The sequence below is a fragment of the Pedobacter nyackensis genome (assembly GCF_032678475.1).
GTDB classification, from domain to species: Bacteria; Bacteroidota; Bacteroidia; order Sphingobacteriales; family Sphingobacteriaceae; genus Pedobacter; species Pedobacter nyackensis_A.
Map to the genome: position 1 here is coordinate 45,497 of NZ_JAVTSF010000006.1, position 18,511 is coordinate 64,007.

At 39.8% G+C, this 18,511-nt stretch carries 15 protein-coding genes; 4 read left to right on the forward strand and 11 right to left on the reverse strand.

Annotated elements, in window-relative coordinates; genetic code table 11:
- Positions 1 to 38: 38 nt before the first annotated feature.
- A complete protein-coding gene (locus R2Q84_RS18410) occupies positions 39 to 1,505 on the reverse strand; it encodes a L,D-transpeptidase family protein (protein ID WP_316818056.1) in 1,467 nt (488 codons plus the stop codon).
- Positions 1,506 to 1,714: 209 nt separating this feature from the next.
- Between R2Q84_RS18410 and R2Q84_RS18415 the strand changes: the two genes are divergently transcribed.
- Positions 1,715 to 1,915, forward strand: coding sequence for a hypothetical protein (locus R2Q84_RS18415; protein ID WP_316818057.1), 201 nt, complete (start codon positions 1,715 to 1,717; stop codon positions 1,913 to 1,915).
- Positions 1,916 to 2,005: 90 nt separating this feature from the next.
- Here the strand turns inward: R2Q84_RS18415 and R2Q84_RS18420 are convergent, their stop codons facing one another.
- The 10 genes from R2Q84_RS18420 to R2Q84_RS18465 all read right to left on the reverse strand — a co-directional run bounded on the left by R2Q84_RS18420 (position 2,006) and on the right by R2Q84_RS18465 (position 15,585).
- The gene (locus R2Q84_RS18420) at positions 2,006 to 3,412 is read right to left on the reverse strand and encodes a sugar MFS transporter (protein WP_316818058.1); all 1,407 of its coding nucleotides are present in this window, start codon (positions 3,410 to 3,412) and stop codon (positions 2,006 to 2,008) included.
- A 223-nt stretch (positions 3,413 to 3,635) separates the two neighbouring features.
- Positions 3,636 to 4,298: an NAD-dependent epimerase/dehydratase family protein gene (locus tag R2Q84_RS18425; protein WP_316818059.1), complete on the reverse strand. Its 663-nt coding sequence runs from the start codon at positions 4,296 to 4,298 to the stop codon at positions 3,636 to 3,638.
- 57 nt (positions 4,299 to 4,355) lie between these two features.
- The gene (locus tag R2Q84_RS18430) at positions 4,356 to 5,510 is read right to left on the reverse strand and encodes a TlpA disulfide reductase family protein (protein ID WP_316818060.1); all 1,155 of its coding nucleotides are present in this window, start codon (positions 5,508 to 5,510) and stop codon (positions 4,356 to 4,358) included.
- 3 nt (positions 5,511 to 5,513) lie between these two features.
- Entirely contained in the window at positions 5,514 to 6,815 is a 1,302-nt protein-coding gene (locus R2Q84_RS18435; RefSeq protein ID WP_316818061.1) for a TlpA disulfide reductase family protein, read from the reverse strand.
- 27 nt (positions 6,816 to 6,842) lie between these two features.
- Entirely contained in the window at positions 6,843 to 8,291 is a 1,449-nt protein-coding gene (locus R2Q84_RS18440; protein WP_316818062.1) for a RagB/SusD family nutrient uptake outer membrane protein, read from the reverse strand.
- Positions 8,292 to 8,312: 21 nt separating this feature from the next.
- On the reverse strand, positions 8,313 to 12,056 hold the full coding sequence (locus R2Q84_RS18445) for a SusC/RagA family TonB-linked outer membrane protein (protein WP_316818063.1): 3,744 nt from the start codon (positions 12,054 to 12,056) through the stop codon (positions 8,313 to 8,315).
- A gap of 153 nt (positions 12,057 to 12,209) precedes the next feature.
- Positions 12,210 to 13,352: a FecR family protein gene (locus tag R2Q84_RS18450; RefSeq protein WP_316818064.1), complete on the reverse strand. Its 1,143-nt coding sequence runs from the start codon at positions 13,350 to 13,352 to the stop codon at positions 12,210 to 12,212.
- Between the two features lie 107 nt (positions 13,353 to 13,459).
- Positions 13,460 to 14,035: an RNA polymerase sigma-70 factor gene (locus R2Q84_RS18455; protein ID WP_316818065.1), complete on the reverse strand. Its 576-nt coding sequence runs from the start codon at positions 14,033 to 14,035 to the stop codon at positions 13,460 to 13,462.
- 81 nt (positions 14,036 to 14,116) lie between these two features.
- Positions 14,117 to 15,028: an NAD(P)/FAD-dependent oxidoreductase gene (locus tag R2Q84_RS18460; protein WP_316818066.1), complete on the reverse strand. Its 912-nt coding sequence runs from the start codon at positions 15,026 to 15,028 to the stop codon at positions 14,117 to 14,119.
- 83 nt (positions 15,029 to 15,111) lie between these two features.
- On the reverse strand, positions 15,112 to 15,585 hold the full coding sequence (locus R2Q84_RS18465; protein WP_316818067.1) for a hypothetical protein: 474 nt from the start codon (positions 15,583 to 15,585) through the stop codon (positions 15,112 to 15,114).
- A gap of 195 nt (positions 15,586 to 15,780) precedes the next feature.
- On the opposite strand from R2Q84_RS18465, the gene R2Q84_RS18470 reads away from it, so the two are divergent.
- From R2Q84_RS18470 to R2Q84_RS18480, 3 genes are all read left to right on the forward strand, one after another.
- A complete protein-coding gene (locus R2Q84_RS18470) occupies positions 15,781 to 16,722 on the forward strand; it encodes a hypothetical protein (protein WP_316818068.1) in 942 nt (313 codons plus the stop codon).
- A gap of 53 nt (positions 16,723 to 16,775) precedes the next feature.
- A complete protein-coding gene (locus R2Q84_RS18475; RefSeq protein WP_316818069.1) occupies positions 16,776 to 17,408 on the forward strand; it encodes a hypothetical protein in 633 nt (210 codons plus the stop codon).
- Between the two features lie 106 nt (positions 17,409 to 17,514).
- Complete coding sequence (locus R2Q84_RS18480; protein WP_316818070.1) at positions 17,515 to 18,477, forward strand: hypothetical protein; 963 nt, start codon at positions 17,515 to 17,517, stop codon at positions 18,475 to 18,477.
- Positions 18,478 to 18,511: the final 34 nt, after the last annotated feature.

Genomic DNA, 18,511 nt, shown 5'->3' on the forward strand with positions numbered 1-18,511 from the left:
AGGTATTCATCTTAATGTTTTTTCACAAGCTCGAATTTTTAAATTTGATGAATCAGAGCGGCTATATTCCCGGCATTAATCTTCATCATCGCTTCGTAGAGTAGCTGATCCAAACCGTAGATATCCTTGCTGAACCGTAATTTCCCCTTATCATCAAGCCAAGCGGTATAATAACCAAGTATGATTGGGACCTGTTCTGGCAAAGCAATAAATTTTGCAGCAGGATAACCACGTTGCATGGCCTTTTTGATCTGATCAAACTGCTCCCCCTTACCAAATAAAACATATGTTAATTCAAGCGGCTTTTCTACTCTAACACAGCCATGACTTACTGCACGGATTTCTTTCCGGAATGCAGATTTCACTGGCGTATCATGCAGATAGACACTACTTTCATTTTGAAATAAAAACTTGATTTTGCCCAAGGCATTTTCAGACCCTGGCTGCTGCTGAAAAGTATATTCACTTACATCTACCGATGCCCAGTCAATAGACTCGGTATGCGTAATCAATTTACCTTTATGGTATACCTTAATGTTGCTATTGGCCAGGTAATATCGGTCGCGGGCAGCCTCCTGAGAGGTCTCATCGCGCGCAATACTTTGTGGAATATTCCATACCGGGTTAACCTGTACACTATGGATCATGCTACCAAGTTGCGGGGTTTGCCAACCCTCAGGTTCTCCGACGCAAACTTTCATATGCAGAACAGATTTACCTTTACTGATTACATCCAGACTAAAATTAGGGATATTGACCGATACGAATTTATCCTGGGCAGGCCTGTTTTTCCACCTTAACCGTTCCAGGTTTACCAATAGCGTCTGTAAGCTATCCGGTTCGGTTGTCCCCTGCATCATCGAGAGGGATTTTTGTAAGGCAAGATAAAGTCTGTCTTTTGGCTGAATACTATCAAGATAATTTTTAAGATCGCGTATTTCAAAAACCTTTAAAATACTACTGCTGTCGGGCATAGCAGTTAAGGTGCTGTAAAGCGGATAAACTTTCTCCGGGACTACGATCCCAAACTGCAGTGTAATGCTGTAATTGATGAGGGAACTTGCTACCGCTATCTCCAGGGCCGACAGGTTACGATGGTTTTCTACCACAGTATCGATATTTGCCTTGCCCATTTTGTTCAGGAGGTTCCTTATCTGACCCGGCGCAAACAATCCGGTATCTAGTCCATGTTTACCGGCATTGCTCAGATAACCCAAAAGAATATCCAGCTGATTATGGGGAAGAAACCTCGGTACTAACACTGGCTGAAATCCTTTACTTTCGTAGAATTTGTAAACCAGATCCGGGTAGGCTAAGTCTGCAGATCTCTTCTTCAGCACTTTCCTGAACTCCAGCGGGAGATCGTATGTTCGCTGTTTTACGACCTGAACTTCGGGCTTATTTTCCTGAGGATATGGCACTGTAGAAGTTACTACGGGACGTTTAACCCCACAGGATAACAGCAGAAAACTACTGATTAAGATAAAGATAATCCCGCGTAGCATGACATGGAGTGGTTAAAAAAATAAAACAAAATAAAACAGGCTTTGTTTTACCTACTCTGAGATGAGCATATCATCGATGAACCATTATACCACTCCGTGGAAAAATGAACTTCCCATATCTAATTGCAACGCTGGTTTAAATAGACTTAATGTTCGACTTATGTAGTCTAAATGTATTACAATACTATCATTAATTTGGAGGAAAGAAAATGACACTAGCAAAATTCAACGAAAGAAACGACAGAGATCTGATGATCACTGGTTTTAACAACATCTTCGAGACCATCTTTAACGATTCTTTTACATCTGACCAAAAAATATCGAACGCACCTGCCGTCAACATTGGTGAAATAAAAGATTACTTTCTTTTTGAACTTGGAATACCGATACATAAAAAAGAAAGACTTTAAAAGCGGGATATTTCCTTAATCGTATTCAAAACACAACAACAATTCTGTACCAGCTTTCAAACCCCGGTACAGAATTGTTTATGCTTAGGTTTAATGTCCTCCAGCAACAGTTGCATTCTGCACCGCTCCCAGCTTTGCCGAACAATAAAAACCAAAAAAGACTATATATAAATAGCAAATTACCGGGACAAAAAACGATTTCTGAATTCCAATTGCATCAGCTGCTGCACCTTGAATTAACGGAAGTAATGCTCCTCCCAATATGGCCATTACCAACAATGATGAGCCCTGACTGGTGTACTTTCCAAGACCATGTATGGATAAAGTGAAAATATTTGACCACATAATAGAGTTAAATAAACCGACACCAAGTATAGCCCACATAGCTGTTGCCCCACTAGAAAATATAGTTATCATTATTAATGCGACACAAATCATGGCAAAAAATGAAAGTGTCCTGGCCGGAGCAGCCTTTCCAATAAAAAATCCGATTAAATTGACCCCAATAAGAATAAGGAATACAGAAATCTGATCAAAACTCAAATCTACAACTGCAAAAATCAACAAAAACACAGCTATTGCTGTCCCTACCATCAACAATGCTTTTTTCGGTCCCACTATGTTCTGGTTTAAAGATATCGCTCCCAGGAATCTTCCAATCATTGCCCCGCCCCAATATAAGGCCAGATAATTCTTACTTACCGCTTCCGACAAACCCATGATATCTTTGTGTTCCAAAAAGTTAATGATAAAACTACCGATACATACCTCTCCACCTACATAGAAAAAGATGGCGAATATACCCAACTTGAGTTGAGGGAATTTGAGCGCACCCAGTGATTTTTCAGCGGCGTCTTCAGACCTGAAATCGGGTAATTTAATTTTGTAAAGCAAAGCCGCCAGTAACAAGAATATCCCTGTAAAAATAACATAAGGGATTTCCGTAGCCTCTGCTGTGATTTCTCCATTTACAGCAAAAAATTCAAAGATCAGGAACCCACCTACTATAGGCGCAATTGTTGTTCCAAGTGAATTGAAAGCTTGAGACAGGTTAAGTCTGCTGGAAGCTCCTTCTGGTTTCCCAAGTAAAGAGACATAAGGGTTCGCAGCAATCTGCAATAAAGTAAAGCCTAATCCCAGGATAAACAACGCGCTTAAAAAAAGTCCATAAGCTGCATATTTTGCTGCAGGAAAAAACAAAAAGCAACCTATAGAAGCGACAACCAGCCCTAATAACATTCCATTTTTATAACCTATTCTATTAATTGGGTCACCTTTAAAATAAGAAATCACAAAATACACAACCGAGCCAATAAAATAGGCCCCAAAAAATACAAACTGCACCAGCATCGATTGTAAATAGTTGAGCTGAAATAGTTGTTTAAGGTGAGGGATCAAAACATCATTCATACAGGTTAAAAAACCCCACATAAAAAAAAGTGTAGTGATCGTGATAAATGGCATGGTATAGCTACCCGTTTCCCTGTTATTGTTCATAAATTAATTTATATAGGTTTCAAATGTATATCAAAATACTTGCATTTATAATAATTCTCATAGTTAAAATTATGCCAGCGCAGTGAGTCCGCCATGAGTCCGCCTTGAGTCCGCCTTTTTACTGAAAAAAGGCGGACTCAAGGTGTTGAAATTATTCAGTCAGGGCGCATTCATTACAAAGGCTTACCGACCTCTTCCCGGACTATGCTTTTAGTGACTCATTTTATTGCAAAGAAAGCGCTTTGATATCTTTTATTTCCAAGACTGATTTATCATAACCTTTCAGCACACTATTGATCATTGCCAGCCCAACTTCTTCTAAAGTGAGCAACTGACCTGGTACGAATATTTTTAGTATTGGATACAATGCTACGATAAGCTTAAAACTGCTTTTAACATTTTGTTGCCCCTCACCTGGTTTCATAAAACCTGGACGAAAGTTATAGACGGCTTTAAAAGGCATACGCATCAGGGAATTTTCTGTTTTACCTTTTATACGCGCCCACATCACACGGCCTTTTTCGGAACTATCCGTATGACTACCAGAAATATGGCTAAAAACCATTTCCGGATTAAGACTCAGTAACTTCTCCGCGAAATGCAAGGTGGTAGTGTAAGTAATGCGGCGATATTCAGGTTCCCTAATTCCAACTGAACTGATACCTGCGCAATAAAAACAGGCATCATAACCAGTCAACTGATCCTCAATTCCGTCCAGATTAAAAAAATCAGGCACGACACATTCTTTTAGCTTCTGGTGATGCCTGCCACTGGGCTTGCGGCCTACTATAAGTACCTGTTTAACGTTAGGGTGTTGCAGACATGTGAGCAACACCCCTTCGCCTACCATTCCGGTAGCACCAGTAAGGATCACTTTAAATTCCATATATTTAATAAACTAACGTAAATTGAATATAGGAATAAATCTGCTGGTGTATACAGCTTATTTTAGTAGTTCTTCCAGTTTTTTAGCTAACTTTTCTCCACGAAGATTACTGGCAATAATTTTTCCACTCGGATCGATTAAAAAATTCTGCGGAATAGCAGTAATGGCATACATACTTGCAGCACTGTTTTTCCAGCCCAACAGATCACTAACCTGTGTCCATGGCATCGCATCATCTTTTACCGCTTTTAACCAATTTTCCTTCTTCTCATCCAGAGAAACGGCAAATACTTCAAAATTCTTCTCTTTAAACTGGTTATATGCTTTCAAGACATGAGGATTTTCCGCTCTGCAAGGTCCACACCAGCTTGCCCAAAAGTCAAGTAAAACATATTTACCACGAAATGAACTTAAAGAGATCATTTTACCGTTTACATCGGGCTGACTAAAATCTCCGGCCATAACGCCAACGGCTGTTTTTTTTGTTTTATCTAGTTTTGCAGCCAACGCCTTTGCTGTTTTCGTATTTTTCAGTCTCGGGCTTAAACTATTAAGCATCGGTTCAAATGTATTAGGGTCGATAATTCCACCGGCTTGCTGAACAATATCTAAACTCACATAGGAATCCGGATGTGTTTTAAGAAAACTCCTTTCTTCTTCGCGCGCAGCTTTTGTTAAGGGATTCATCAATGCACTCAACTCTTGAATCCTTTTTATCGTATCCATTCCTTTACCCTGGGTTTTGATCAGAATAGGCATGAGTTCGTCCTGAAACACCTTCAATTTTTCAAATGAAGGTTGTTGTAATTTCTGAAGCACCAAATATTCTGCCTGTGTTTTACCGCCTGTAATTACTGCTTTTTTGACGGTAGATCCCCCTTTCACGACTACCGTTCCTTTTTCTAGAAAGAAATCCTGCGCATCTTTCTTTAAGATGCGTTCCATCATCGACACAGACGGGTCTATTTTTAAGGATTTAAGTGTTAGCGTTGCTTTTATCGGTTCTGCTCCGGTTTTACCTTTAAAGGAAAACGTACCATTACGGGTCAAAGTTGAATCTTCAATAGACTTACCTTCCTCACGATAATTCAGAAAAACCTTTTTCTCTTCTTTTAAACCTGTAAACTTTCCGTTTATGATATAGTTGTTCTGTGCGTTTACGGTCATACCCATCATGATAAGCCCCGCAAGTATGAATGTTATTTTTTTCATGTTTTATTTTTTAGATTCTGCTTCCCATGATTTAAACTGGGCCTCAGTTGGTAATACATCTTTATCTAGCATATCAGCTATCTCTTCAAGTATGCCGGTTAATCTTTGTTGTGAAGCGTCTTTCCTTAAAGAGGTAATTGTTCTTGCTGTCAACTTCCTGGCCGTCACCTTGTCATTATTTTTCCAGTTTCTCTTCACCAGTTCAGCAATTAGCATCAGGTTCGCGGGATCAAGCATCAACGATTTTTCGCCGGCTTTGAGCATGACCGTCTGAACAGCTGGATCTGCTTTATCCGACTTCACCAGCTTATCGATAAAAGCAAACCTCATTAAAGTAACAGGATTTTTAGACTTGATTATAAACGTATTAAGTAATGCGGCTGCACCTTTAAAATCTTCCTTTCCGCTTAAAGCAGCGTAAGCCGCAATCATTGCTTCTGCTGCGTCGGCATCATCACCTGGATTTTCTTTTAAATAAGATTTAGTCTCTTCAGCCAGTACATCCCATTGTTTATTATCCTGTAGTGTTTTATAGTATAAGTATTTAATGGTGGACGTAGGGTGCTGATCATAAGCCTTTTTAAGATAATTTATCGCGTCTGCGGGCTTTTTCATTTTAGTATATAATACCCATTTCATCATCACTCCGGTATCTTCAAAAGGATATTTTTGCAAAATGGAATCTAAAAACAGCATTGCTTTATCATAATCCTCTTCTTTACCCATTAATAACCTTACGTCTTCGTACTTTTTTGCCGGATTTAAGGCTTTGGCTGCATCAATATTAAATTTCCGGTCGATAAGTAATTGTAATGCTTCTTCGCTTAGTTCAGATGGTTCTGGCATCCACACCACTTTGTTATCCTGAATAACGAAAGTATGAGGTATGCTAGTCTGACCTGCCGCTTTCATAAACTTCAGAGAAAAATCACTTTCCTGTCCACCGCCATAAGCTATGCGATAACTCATTCCATTACCTTCCTTTTTGACAAAGTCCTGTACTTTTTTCAAATTGGTTTCCCATATGTCCTGCCCGATGATCACGATTTTATCTCCGAACTTTTTATGTAACTCATTTACACGGGGAATGGCAGCTTTGCATGGTCCACACCAGGTAGCCCAACACTCTATGATATAGATTTTGTTTTTGTCAAACTTTTTTACCGGTTCGCCCTGTATCCATTGTACATTTGGATAGTCTGATACCTCGGACCCAATACCGAATGCAGGCCCCATTTTTTCCTGCGCAAAAGCTGTTGTGGAAAACAGACATAGTCCGGCCAGTACTTTTTTTATTGATTTCATGAACTTTAGTTTTGGGAGTTGATTGAATTAAGGATTATCATCCATTCCAGGATTGGCCAGTAATATTTTCTTTGGAATCCGTAAAGTAAATCTTTCTGGTTTTAAAGGAAAACTCCCAATTATAGTCCCTGTTTCTGATAATACTTCATGTGTATAAGCTGTTCCCGAAAAAATCGGATCAACAGACAATCTGCGTATATCAAACCAGCGATATCCATGTAAAGCAAATTCGCGAAGACGTTCATCAATTACAAACTTAACCATCGCATTGGGATCTGTAATGTTTACAGACACATTTGCCGACATTCTTTTTGCCCTGAAAGTTTCCAGATCAGTTTTAGCTCCGGTTACATCACCTGTACGTGCCTTTAATTCAGCCTGCATCAGATACATTTCAGGCAAAGTTATTCCTAACTGTGTACCATAGGGCCCTAACTTCCGGTAAACATCCGGGGTTTTAATCGGAACCCCTCCATAGGCAAATCTTGAATAGAACTTTAAACGCTGATCACCGCTGCTATACAAATCATAGGCCCTTTTAGAGAGTAGTAAATCTGATGCGAAGGACGTGTAACTATTTGGTAATAGCTTAGCAAAAATAACCTCTGGATTGTTCGTTATGTTACTTTCTCCAAGAAGAAATGTGAGCGGAGAAGTTACTACATTATAGCCCCAGGCCCCACCTGGGGCTAGCACCACATTGTAATCGTAAAGATTTACGGGATACGCCGTTGGCAAGTGATTAAAGGAATTATTTATCTGTACCAAACCTTCCGGATATTTCCCCATAAAGAGATAAACCTTAGCTAACAAAGCCTCGGCAGCAGCCTTACAAACCCGTGTCCTGTTCCCACCCGAAATCGGCAAAGCAGGGATTGCGGTCTGCAAATCTGTAATAATAAAGTCGTAGACACCTTTAACAGAAACGCGCTCAAATTTATTTTGAGTTACGTCTGACTTATCAAGAATCGGAAATCCGGGATCATTGGCTGCAGTAGCTTCATAATAAGGTTTACCGTAGTAATTAATGAGCATAAAATGAATCCATGAGCGATTTACCAATGCCTCTGCTTTATAACTGAGTTTATCCTGCATGGTGCCCCCCTCGGAATTCATCACCTCATTTATAATTACATTGTAGGTATACAGTTGCCTGGTTAAATTTGTAATTTCCGATCCATCTTCAATTGGCTCATAAATATCATCCAGGTATTGAAAATACTTTTTCCCCTTAATTTCCAGCATGTTACTAAAAAATGGATTAACAACAGTTACCTCATCCCCCAAAAACAATTGTCCGTCTACACCAGTAATGTTAAAATAAGGATTATTCAACATCAGGTTGTAGTCATTGGTTGTTTTCGCTACAAGTTTACCTTTAGGATCGATTTCCAGAAAACTCTTTTTACAGGCAACCTGGCTAAACAGGAGCAGTAAGAAAAGTGAACGGCATAAATATCTTTTATAAGCTTTCATAATATTCTTATTGAATTAAATTTAAAATGTGACATGTACACCCAACGTAACAGTATGTTGTTTAGACATTACCGTTCTTGTTCCATACAGCCCGTTAATAAACTCCGGATCTATTCCCTTATCATTTGCTTTCCATAACATAATGTTGGACACCTGACCTCTGAAAGTAATGGCATCGGCATTTAATTTACTGGCGATTAACTTTGGCAAGCTATATGACAAGGTGATATCACGTAATTTAATATATGAGGCGTCCAATACATTAATATCGGCCCGTCTATAATATTCCAGTTCCCGTCTGGTACCACTTTCCGAAGTACTTGCCAGAAAAGCAGGAATGTTGGTAAAAGCTTCGTCACCTTTTTCCTTCCATCGATTTGCGAACTCAGCATTTACGTTCCCATTAAATGAAAAGAATGTTCCCATAGGCTCGTAGCCACCTGAATTACTATATAAACCCCGGCCTGCATACAAGTCATTAAAATCTCTTCGCATCACATGCCCCAGATTGTAAACCATATTTAGACTTAAAGTAAAATCTTTATAACCAAATATGTTGCTTAGTCCTCCACTCCATTTAGGCTGGAAGGTTCCCATAAATTTTGCGTCGGCCACCTTGGCCACATTTCTTGCCTTTGTGGTAGTTCCGTCATTTAAGGTGATCTGTGGATCCCCCATCTGATCCAGCCCCGCATAGTCATAGGCAAAAACAGAAAATGCAGGATATCCTTCAACATATGCCTGATTGATGATATCAGAAGCAAAAATAATTGGCGTACTTCTGTTTAAATGTGTAATCTTATTTTTATTGTAGCCCAGCGTAAAAGTGCTTTTCCATTTAAAATTACCGGAGACAACATTTACGGAACTAATGTTCAGGTCAATCCCTTTGTTGGTCATATCCCCGGCGTTCCCTACAATAGTTGGGTACCCGGCTAAGGGATTCAGTGTTTTTAAACCGATCAGATTTTCTGTCTTCTTACTATAGACATCAATAGTACCGCTCAATCTACTTTTAAGCAAGCTAAAATCTATGCCCAGATTCAGATTTTGTGTTGACTCCCATGTTAACACCTTATTTGCAGGAGTAGAGAGTGTAAGCCCAACGCCACCGGGATAAAAAACATTACTTACGGAAGATAAAATATCCCTCGAAGCTGCTGTACCCGCATCCGGAGAATTACCTGTTAAGCCGTAGCTCGCACGAATTGCTAACCTATCGACCCATGTTAAATGCGACATAAACTCTTCCTTACCCAGCTGCCAGGCAAGTCCGCTGCTCCAAACTGGTCTGTTCTGAGCAGACTTATCCTTTCCAAACAAATTAGACTCATCAATACGAATCCCTCCGTTTAAAGTATATTTTTCTTTAAAAGTATACCCTAGGTTTGCATAATAAGATGTAATTCTGATGGTCTTTTCGCTCTCTCCGTATAAATCCGGACTTAACACACTGGTAGATGTACCATTTGGCATAACGACCCCGGTAACACCTTTACCAAGCGTTGCATAGTCTATCGCCCCTGAAGTCAGCAGCTGACTATTATAACCTCTTACCACAGACCTTACGAAATTCATATATTGTTCCTGAGCTTCCTGCCCGGCCAAAAAAGTCAATTGGTGCTGCCTGTTATTCCATTCTCTATCATAAATGAGCTGGTTACGAACGGTCCAGTTTTTATCCAAAGTATTGCCCACTGTATTACGGCCACCAAATTCAGGAAGCAGGTAAGTAGGTCTGGTGCCTACTACTGTTGCCGCTTTGGTAAAAGACGTCAATTCAGAACGCACAGTATAGTTATCTTGTCTCAACAAATTAACCTGCTTATTTTGGCCCCTCGAAATTCCAAACACACCTTCATACCTTAGTCCTTCAATTAACTTAACTGTAATTCCAGAGGTTACCCTTCCACTAAATAGATTTCTTTTTGTAGTGGCGGTATTGATTTCATCTAAAGGATTGTATTTTAAACTGATCAGACTTTGATTCTCATAACTTGTTCTAAGTGCATCTGTACGAAGCAGCCAGGACATATCTGCATTGCTTCCATCTGCATTTTTAAACATCGCATATGGCAAAAAATTAGCATCAGGTAAAACACTGGTGTTCAAATCACTAGTCGAATTATTTAGTAAGTCGGTAATCAAATACATCTGAACACGATTACTAAACTTGAAATCCTGGCGCAAATTAATGCCATAGTTATCATTCTTAGCACCCACTGTATTATTTTGCGTCTTGGTATAGTTTATAGAACCGTAAAAACTATATTTATTTCCGCCACCGGCTACCGACAAAGAATGATTCATCAGGCTGGCATTACGGTACCATAAGTCCCTGATCTGGTTTAAATTATTTTGTGAAGCTAGCTGATTAAGTTGTTCATCAACTGCTGATTGAGGCAAATTTGCCTGGTTGTACAAAATAGCTTCATGTGGAGATACGGGGGCTTTTCCACCACCTAACGCCGGTTTGCTAATCACTGCCCAGGGATATAACGTAGTCCAGTTATAATTTGTGTTGTAAAAAATCTCTTTCGCGGCCTGTATAAACTGACTGCTGTTCATCATATTCTGATAAGCCAGATCGGGCTTGCCCTGAAAATTGATGAAGCCATCGTAATTGATCTTTAGATCACTATTTGCTGTGCCCTTTTTAGTAACAATAACAATTACCCCATTAGCCGCCTTTGCGCCCCATATAGACGCAGATGTAGCATCTTTTAATACCGTAATATCCTGAACGTCGTTTGGATTAATACTATTGATATCAGTTACCGGAATACCGTTCAGCACAATCAGGGGATCGCGATTTGTATAATCACTAATTGTATTTAACCCTCTAATTAATATAGATGTCCCTCTTGTTCTCCCGTCAGAACCAATATTTCCGGTCGGACTAGCTGAATTGTTCAATGTTAATCCCGGTACCAATCCGTCCAAACGCTGGATAACATTCATAGAACCCGAACGCTCTTTTAAGATTTCCATATCAGGCTTGGCAACTGCGCCTGCACTTCTTTCGCGTGCGATAGACTGATAACCTGTATTCACAGTAACATTTATTTCCTGCAGATTTCCGTCCAGCACCATTTTAATAGTGCCTAGTTCTTTAGCCGCTTTAACACGAAAAATACTATACCCGGTGTAAGAAATTAAAATCAATGAGTTTTCATCTACATTCTTCAACGTAAATTCCCCATTTACGTCAGTAACCGCAGCAGCATTCCTACCTTTATAAGTTAAGGAAAAATCACCTGATTTTTTATCGTCAAAGTTTCCCTGAGACTCCATTTTTAGGATACTCACAGTTGCACCTGCAAGCGGCTTTCCTTCTTCATCTACTACCCGGCCGTGAACATTGATTGCACTAAAAACTGCGATAACTTTATCTAAAAACGTTTTTTCTTTTTCATTTAAAACAACTGTTTTCTGATTAATCGTATACGTAAGCGGCTGTGTCGAAAACACGGCCTTCAATACATCTTCCAGCATCGCATTCTTCACCTGGATACTTACAGGTCTCGCATCTTTGAGTAATCCTTCTGTATAAACAAAATCGTAGCCGCTTTGTGTCCTGATCTCTTTAAGAACAGTCTTCAATGATGCATTTGCTTTGTTTATACTGATCCGCTGTGCATAGGTCGTAGCACTGACCTGCATAAAGGTTGCTATTAAAATAACGATGGTTAGGCGCATAATGAGCAAGATTTTATGAATATGCGCTTCGCACATACCCATTTTCATGGTATATATTTTATACATTTGTTAAGTTTCGGTTAGGCAGGGTGTTTTTGTTTCCAAGCGTAAACACCTGCTGATGAAAAGTTGATAATTATTTTATTAACGTAGCCAGAACTATAGTCAGGAGTGTTTTCGACGGCACTTCTGACTTACCTGACTAAGATTTTCCATGTATTATTTGGTCACTAAAATCCTCCTTCCCTCTATTTTAAAATGAACTTTCCCAGTTAACTCGAGAGACTTTAAGACTACCGTAATATCGTCTGATCTTAATACTGAACCTCCAAAAAGGTCATCCGTTACTTCTCCCTGATAAACGACATCTACATCGTACCATCTTTCTACCATAGCCATAACATCGCGGATGCTCTCCTTTTCGAACATAAATTTGTTATTCTTCCAGGCCACTGCCAGTTCTGTATCTGCCTGCTGCACATCAATCGTTCTACCTTTTACCAAAGCCTGTTGTCCAGGTTTCAAAATCACCTGCTGCTGATCTTTTGTATTTACCTGTACCGCGCCTTCCAGCAAGGTTGTTTTGATATTTCCGTCCTGCACATAGTTTTTTACATTGAAATGCGTGCCCAACACTTTAATTTCCTGTCCATTTGATTTTACGATAAAAGGATGCGCTTTATCCTTCGCCACTTCAAAGTAGGCTTCGCCGATCATTTCAACAGTTCTATCACCATTTAATTTTGAAAAAGTTGAAGGGAACTTAAGGGTCGATTCAGCATTTAGCCATACCTTGGTGCCATCCGGCAATTCTATCTGGTATTGTCCACCACGAGGGGTTTCAAGTGTGTTGATATGTATATTTTCCTTTTTAGTATTTTTTGTGACTGTGCCGGTAAGCTTATAAACCAGCTCTCCGTTCTTATGCTTCACAATACTTACCCCGGCTTCATTGGCAATTTGTCCATCGGTTGCATCCGTCAAAGAGATCCGTTTGCCATCTGATGTTGTTAAATACGCTTTACTGCCGCCTGGTTTAATGGTACCGGTGTAATGTGCTAAATCTGAGGTACTGCTGGTCCCAGCATTGAAAAAATAGATTGCGGCACCAGCCATTAAAACAATGGCAGCAGCTATACCAATCTGCTTATACAGTGGCCATAACTTACGTACAGGATTTTTTACGGCCGCTGGTTTTACCTCCCGCCATATCTCTGCTTGAATTTGTTCAAAATCGGTATCACTAAGCGTACTGTTTTCTCCCGCATGGATTTCCAGCAGCCATTTATCAATCAACCGCATTTCTTCCGGCGTACAAGTACCGGCTTTATATTTTTCGATCAGTGCTTTTGCTTTCTTCATGATTTAGCTAGGTGAGGATTATAAAACCCGCTTACTAATACAGGACGAATCAAAAATGCCCGGTGGGTACCGGGGCATAAAAAAAATAATAAATAATTTTATTCATCCTAATTGAGTACGGCCAGGAGGAAAATAGCCGGTCCCAACCGATGTTTTAATATTTTTAAAGCACGCTTCATGTGCGTTTCTACCGTTTGCTCCGAAATTCCTAACCGCTCAGCGATTTCCCTGTTACTTAAAAAAGCCTTCTTCCTCAGCAAAAATACCTGCCGCATCTTTTCCGGCAGTGCGGCAATTTCCATGTCTATGAGCCTTATAATATCTTTTTCCCTGATCAAATGGTCAGTACCTCCCCGCTCGTCCATCATCATTTGCTGCAACTTACTGATATGCTCCTCATGGATTACCTGGTGCTTATAACCGTCTCTTATCTTATTCAACGCCGCAGTATAGAGATAACTGCTCAGCGTGGTAATTTCTAATCGCGTACGATTATTCCAGAGCTGGATAAAAATATCCTGCAAAACATCTTTTGCCTGATCCCTGTCATTTAACTTTTTATAAACGAAATTAAGTAACAGGGGCTGATAGCGAAAAAAGACCTCTTCAAATGCAGTACCATCATCGACCGTCCTTAACCTGAGGACAAGTTCCTGATCTGAAAGTTCGCTGTATACAGCCATATTTAATCGTCTTCTTATAAAACTACTTAATAAGCGCCAATGTTATGTAATTATTTTCATAAAATAATAGCCTAATTTCGTTCAATCCTGGTCCTCAGCAACAAGCTCATGATTGATGAAAGCCCCTGCTTTACCTCCTGCCGCAACCGCAGCTGATACCGAACGGAACCGGCTCGTATTATCGCCGGCAGCAAATACACCGGGAATACTCGTTTTTTGTAGATCATCAATCTGGATATAACCAGCTGCATTGATCTCACATCCAATTTCTTTTGGCACTTCACAATGCTGTTCAAAAGGAGGTCTTGCATAAAGTGCATTTAGAAAATGACTGCTACCGTCTGTAAACCTGATACTACTCAAATATCCCTCAGTATGAATAAGCGTTTGAAAAGACTTTTCAATAATGCTGATATTCCTTGCAGACAACTTTTGTATCTGTTCATCCGTCAACTCAGATTTCCCATTGGTAAAGACAAACAATTGTTTTGTCCAGTTGTAAATCATTAAAGCCATCTCAAATGCAGTATCACCATTGGCCAATACACCTGTTATCTGGTCTTTGTATTCATAACCATGACAATAAGGACAATGTATAACAGATATTCCCCAACAATCTGCAAAGCCTGGAATTTCCGGCATCAGATCTTTAACACCTGTGCTAAATATCAGCTTTCTTGTTTTTAGTATCTGCCCCATAGCAGTAAAAACCTCAAAATCATTATTTTCTCCAGATACAGCGTTCACATGATCTGCCAGGAACTCGATTGTTGGATATTTCATAACTTCCGATTTTCCTAAGGCAGAGATTTCAGCAGGTGTATGACCATCCCGGGTGAGGAAATTATGAGAATGTGGGGTTTGCTGATTACAAGGCCTCCCACTATCAATAACCAGTACTTTACGGATGGCCCGGCCCAAAGCCAGTGCAGCTGATAAACCAGCATAACTTCCGCCTACAATGATTACATCATATTTTTGATTATTTATCATAGCTCTATGTTTTGCAACAAAGTTGCGAAACATAGAGCATACAGCAAAGCCGTAATTGCAACTTTGTTGTAAATTAAATAAAACTATTCCTTAGCCTTAACCGCAATTATGAGTTGTTTTACTGCCCCCAAATGATATGCGGCATGCGGCAACAATGCAAGTGTTCCTTTTAAAAGATGTGGATTGGACCAATCTTTTACCTCTTTCAATGCATATATCAATTTTTGATAAGCCACCAATAACGCGAGTTGCAATTGCTCCCACTCCGTTTCATTTACTTTACGGACCATCCAGCTTTCCTCCCAATCTCCCGAAGGTTGTTCACCACTGTAAAACTTCAGTGCAAATTCAATACTCCAGCGTAAATGTTCTGTATGTGCAGCAACAGTGGAACCAGCCCGAACTAATGGTGTTGATGCTTCTTTTGCTGTAAGTTCTTTAATTGCAGCAGTAATACCGTATCCCGGATTACTATCAATAATCCAGGTTTGTTCTACCTCAGAACCGATATAAATCTCTCTGAGCAAATCCAGAAATGGTTTAAATACAGTCTCCATAATCATATATTTTGTAAAGTAACAATCTGTATTACCTATTGTTTACAAATCCCGAATCCAGTAAAAGAATCCCGAAATAGTAAAAATATAATCCCTTTAGCGTTAGCACGCTACAACTAAATATATACATATTTGTCTCACTATTTAGACTGATTAAAAATAATAACCCATATGATTTACGCTTACCAAACAAAAATGTCAAGGCTATTCATACACATTTCTTACACTGCCTCCTTGTTGGCCATACTGTTCACCAGCTCTTGCACAAAGACAATGGAGCTTGCCCCTCTTCCTCAAAACAGGATCACGGAGTTTAAGGTTGTCAACCTACCGGATACGGTGATCTTTGGCGCTATCGATCCAATTGAAAAATCTATTACCGTGTACATCCCTTACTATTACGGCCTGGCGGTGATCGATCCGGAAATTAAAGTGTCTGATGGTGCCCGGCTGGTAGAAGAAGTTTTACCGGTTAACATGAACGAAACCAATGTCAGCTACACCGTAAAAGCAAAAGACGGCGGCACACAGGTATACAAGCTAAAAATTGTTCAACAAAATACACCCGACTTAACAGTCAGCTGGCTTACCAATAGGGTATATAACCCAAGAACAGCACTAACTATTTTCGGTGATTTTAGAGCAACAGGTAACGGCCTGGCGAAAGTACACCTGATCTCGCCGAAAACAGGCAAAGAAACACTATTAGATGAAGGGATATTGGTTACCGGTTCCGGACTTTACCAATACTACCTACTCCTTGAAACTCCTGCCGATATCGATACCGGATATTATAAAGGACGGGTAAGCTTTTTGGGACATGTTAAAGAACTACCGGAAATACATATTGTGTACAGACAGCCCGACGTACTTATCGGCTCTAAAGAAGTTAAAAGAGGTGATGAAATTGTTTATACTGCTGCACTTGAAACCGTCATTGTTGGATTAAAGTCGGTAAATGTGACCATTGGTGGTATTGTATACGATCTACCTATAAAAAAATATGACCACACGTCAATAACCCTAACTATCCCTGATAATTTCCCTCTTGGTGAACATCATTATGTTCCGCTGAAAATTTTATTTGACAACTGGGCCACACTAAATAAATCGGCATCCTTCACCATCACCAATTAACAACGAATCCACATCCCTATTTATATATATTTTAACATTTAAACTTTAAAACTATGACGCTTAAAATTAAAACAATGTTTAAAACTGTCGCAATTATTGCCGCAGTTGGCCTTATCGCTGTTTCGTGCAAAAAAGAACAAACTGGAACTGATGCCCTTTTATCTGCGAAAAACAAACAAAGTGGCATCAATTCTTTATTGAGCACCTGTGATACTTCTTCTTACAAAGTTCTTGGCAGAGGAGGTTATTCCAGAACACGCGTAGGCTTTGATACTGTTTTTGTAGATCTAAATACACCAGATCAGGATTCTCTCTCCACTTTCTCCGGTGTAAATGCCTGGTTTACGAGTAGTTCCAACTCGTTTATCTCGACACCCGGTACCTTAAAATACCTTTACAATACCAGCAAATCGCTCTGCAACCTTACTTTATCTGATTATACTGCTGTTTCCACAACAACAGCAAGTATTGTGGGGTTAAATAGTGGCGGCGCTACGCCAAATGGCTGGTTCAACTACGTGGCGCCGAATGGTCCCACGCCAATTCCGGGCTTTTTCGTATTTATCAATGATGGCATAGATACCTATGCTATTCAACTGGTAGGTTTTACCAATGCTGTAAGCTGGGGTTCTGGTATAAACTTACAAAACAAGGCAAACACAGTAATCCGTTACCGCAAGCTGTAAAGCCAAAAATTATAAAATAAACAGAGGCAACAGCGTGGGTTATGTTGCCTCTATTCCACCTGCATCTCCAGTAATGAGCTGATGCATTGATTTGATCTAATATAAAATGCAAAAAGAGATTTTTAAACACAAGCTTTTAGTCTTTAACTATGTACTGACGGCACTCCTGTTAACACTAACCTATTCCTGTAAAAAGGAATATCCTGATTTCCCCTACAATGAAATTGAAAAATTCAGTATCAAAGATGTTTCGGGTACAGAACTAAATGCGGCGATACAAGCTACAAACATCATTGTTTACTGGCCTCCTTTTCAGGATCAGCCAGATTCTATACAGCCACAAATTGCAGTTTCCGATCGTGCAGTCATTACACCACGGAGCGGTTTAAAAATCCCTTTTAAAGAAGGTTTCAGCTATGAAGTAAAAGCACAAGATGGCTCCATCAAGACTTACACTTTAAAGATTGCCAACAATCAACCTCTTCCCTATTTTAGTCTGAACCAACTGGAAGTAAATCTAAACGGTTCACTGAACCTTGTGGGTGATTACTTTATACCCGAGGTTAGCAAGACTTCTGTTTTTTTGGTGGATAAGAACAAAAAAGAGACACAGCTAACCATTAACAGCATATCGAATGTAGGCATCGTCGCAGACATCCCTTTGGTGCTGAGCCAGGATACCAGTCATTATCACGTCAAAGTAATCACCGGAAAACGTACGCTTATCAATGGCCCTTACTACATAGACCGACCTGTACTGGCACTGGGAACGATCGCACTACCAGCTGATGCACTTACCGTTAAACGTGGACAAACACTCGTTTTCACACACACAGCAACTCCGGGAGTGTTAAAATATTATGCACAAACAGGCATAAGCGCATCAGTCTCGATCACCAACAGGATATCACGATCAGTCCCTATGCAAATAACGGATACAGAAATGACCATCACGATTCCTCAGGATTTTCCATTAGGCCGTACCTATGGTATCGTTGCATTTATGGTAGAAGGTGTGCAGAAAGGGATCTGGCGTAGAACGGGAAGTCCGTTTACCGTTACGGAATAATAGTCAACGTCTTCAAAGAATACAGATATCTCTT